This is a genomic window from Bradyrhizobium sp. PRIMUS42 (genome assembly GCF_023006515.1).
Classification (GTDB): Bacteria; Pseudomonadota; Alphaproteobacteria; order Rhizobiales; family Xanthobacteraceae; genus Bradyrhizobium.
The window spans coordinates 1-1,660 of sequence record NZ_JALBGZ010001024.1 but is presented as its reverse complement, the minus strand read 5'-3'; the positions used below and the strand labels follow the sequence as shown (position 1 = coordinate 1,660).

Sequence of the window (1,660 nt, the reverse complement as noted above, 5' to 3'; positions counted from 1 at the left end):
GGAAGCGGCGTTTGCCGCCGGCAGCGGCATCGACCGCACGACGACGCTCGCCGCGCTCATCGCGCTCGATGTCGATTTTCACCGCGCGATCTATCAGCTCGCCGGCAACCCCGTGATCGAGGAGACGATCGCGCCGCAATGGCCGCATATGCGCCGCTCGATGGCGACGGTGCTGTCGGAGCTCGACTATCGCGGCAGCGCCTGGGCTGAACATGCCGACATCGCCAAGCACATTCTCGCGGGCGACGCCGAGGCAGCCGAACGCGCGGCGTTGGCGCATGCGCAGACGGCGGGACGGATGACCGAGGAGAGATTGCGGGCGAGCGACGAGGCGGCGGCGTAGCTGCAACACACGCCGTCATTCCGGACGCGCAAAGCGCCATTACGGTGCGCAATTGCGCACCTGAGTTCGATGCTTCGCATCGCCCCGGAACGACGAAAAAAAATCAAAACAGGAGGACGACCCATGAAACTGTCTCAGGAGCAATTGGAGTTCTTCCACCGTGAGGGCTGGCTGTTCTTGCCCGAGCTGTTCAGACAGGAGGAGGTCGATCTGCTGGCGCGCGAGGCGGTCGGCATCTACGGCGCCAACCGGCCGGAAGTCTGGCGCGAGAAAAGCGGCGCGCCGCGCACGGCTTTTGCCGCGCATCTCTACAACGAGGCATTCGGCATCCTCGGCGCGCATCCGCGCATGATCGACCCGGTCGAGCAATTGTTCGGCGAACCGGTCTACATGCACCAGTTCAAGATCAACGCGAAATCGGCCTTCACAGGCGACGTCTGGCAATGGCACCAGGATTACGGCACCTGGAAGCGCGACGACGGCATGCCGGAGCCGCGTGCGATGAACATCGCGATCTTCCTCGACGAGGTCATGCCGATCAACGGCCCCTTGATGCTGGTGCCGCGCAGCCAGAACGCGGGCGATCTCCAAGCCTCGCACGACCTCGCCACCACCTCCTATCCGCTTTGGACGCTGGACGAGGCCACCGTGACGCGGCTGGTCGAGCAGGGCGGAATCGTGGCGCCCACCGGCAAGCCCGGCGGCATGCTGATGTTCCATGGCAATCTGGTGCACGGCTCGAGCGGCAACATCACGCCCTACCCGCGCAAGATCGTGTACCTGACGCTGAACGCGGTTTCGAACTACATTCGAAGTCCGACGCGGCCGGAGTACATCGCCCATCGCGATTTTGCACCGATCAAGACCGTGGATGACGATGCGCTGCTGCGCCTCGCCCGCGCGCCGCGACAGGCGGCGGAGTAAACGGTCTGATGCCCCGGACGCAGTGCGGCGCTTCTTCAGCGCTGCGCTGCAGAGCCGGGGCCTATGCTACGCGGAATTCCCTCACACTGGGTCCCGGCTCTGCGGCGCGGCGTTGCACGCCGCGCCTTGTCCGGGACACGATAGTCATACTGGATTTCCCCCATGAACCTCTTCCGCCTCCTCCAGGCCCGCGCCTCCGCCGGCAAGCCCGTTCGTGTCGCGCTGATCGGCGCGGGCAAATTCGGCTCGATGTTTCTGGCGCAGGTGCCGCACACGCCGGGGCTGGAGGTGCCCATCATCATCGATATCGACCGCGCGCGCGCGCGCGAGGCGTGCCGCACCGTCGGTTGGGACTCGGAGCGTATCGCGGCGACCGTCTTCACCGATGACGGC

At 65.6% G+C, this 1,660-nt stretch carries 3 protein-coding genes; all 3 read left to right on the top strand.

Going from position 1 to position 1,660, the window contains the following annotated elements; all coding sequences use genetic code 11:
- Positions 1–343 (top strand): FCD domain-containing protein (locus tag MOV75_RS37065; RefSeq protein ID WP_247007864.1); only part of this gene is annotated, 343 nt, incomplete at its 5' end.
- 123 nt (positions 344–466) lie between these two features.
- Complete coding sequence (locus MOV75_RS37060; RefSeq protein ID WP_247007863.1) at positions 467–1,267, top strand: phytanoyl-CoA dioxygenase family protein; 801 nt, start codon at positions 467–469, stop codon at positions 1,265–1,267.
- Between the two features lie 162 nt (positions 1,268–1,429).
- On the top strand, positions 1,430–1,660 hold a 231-nt coding region (locus tag MOV75_RS37055; protein WP_247007862.1), incomplete at its 3' end, for a Gfo/Idh/MocA family oxidoreductase.